The 710-nt window shown below is 70.1% G+C and carries 2 protein-coding genes; both read right to left on the bottom strand.

Annotation, left to right across the window (positions count from 1 at the left end; all coding sequences use genetic code 11):
• The coding region (locus CCN37_RS38740; protein WP_210408447.1) for a heavy metal-associated domain-containing protein at nt 1-277 on the bottom strand (277 nt) is incomplete at its 3' end.
• 88 nt (nt 278-365) lie between these two features.
• On the bottom strand, nt 366-593 hold the full coding sequence (locus CCN37_RS38735; RefSeq protein ID WP_086830296.1) for a heavy-metal-associated domain-containing protein: 228 nt from the start codon (nt 591-593) through the stop codon (nt 366-368).
• Nucleotides 594-710: the final 117 nt, after the last annotated feature.

Raw genomic sequence — 710 nt, 5'->3', positions numbered from 1 at the left:
GCAGGGGGGGGCGCGGTTCCTCGGCGGTGTACCCGGTTTTGACGACGGTGGCGATCAGGTCGGCGACCTCGATCCCCGCGCCGTAGGACACCTTGGCCTTCTCGGTCGCGAAGTTCACCGTGGCGGTGACGCCGTCGAGGCGGTTGAGCTTCTTCTCGATACGCGCGGCGCAGGACGCACAGGTCATGCCGCCGATGGCGGGCTGGACCTGCGAGGGCTCGCCGGCCGTCGCCGTGGTGTCGGTGGCGGCCCCGGCGGGGGGTGCCGTGCTGGTCATGTCTGGTCTCCTGGGAGGAGGGCCGGGCCGTACGGCGACTGTATGAGCAGGGCGGTACGGTCCCGGCGGAGGTTTGGTGGGGGCTCGCTCAGGCCGCCCGGCCGGTGAGCTCGTAGCCCGCCTCGTCCACGGCGGCGCGGACGGTCTCGTCGTCCAGCGGAGCGGCCGAGATCACGGTGACCTGGCCGGTGGACGCCACGGCCTTGACGGAGGTGACGCCGTCCAGGGAGCCGATCTCCTCGGAGACGGCGCCTTCGCAGTGGCCGCAGGTCATACCGGTCACCTGGTAGACGGTGGTGACAGCCTCGGAGCTCATGGGGTTTCTCCTGTGTGGGGTGAGCGTGACGGTCGGTGCGCAGGAGGCACCGGAATGCCTCAGCGCCTCCTGACGATCCCCACTTTATACCCCTAGGGGGTATCGATGGAAGCCGGT

This window comes from Allokutzneria sp. NRRL B-24872, from assembly GCF_002155965.1.
Classification (GTDB): domain Bacteria; phylum Actinomycetota; class Actinomycetes; order Mycobacteriales; family Pseudonocardiaceae; genus Allokutzneria.
The sequence above is the reverse complement of the archived record's forward strand: the minus strand, read 5'-3'. Positions and strand labels throughout refer to the sequence as shown.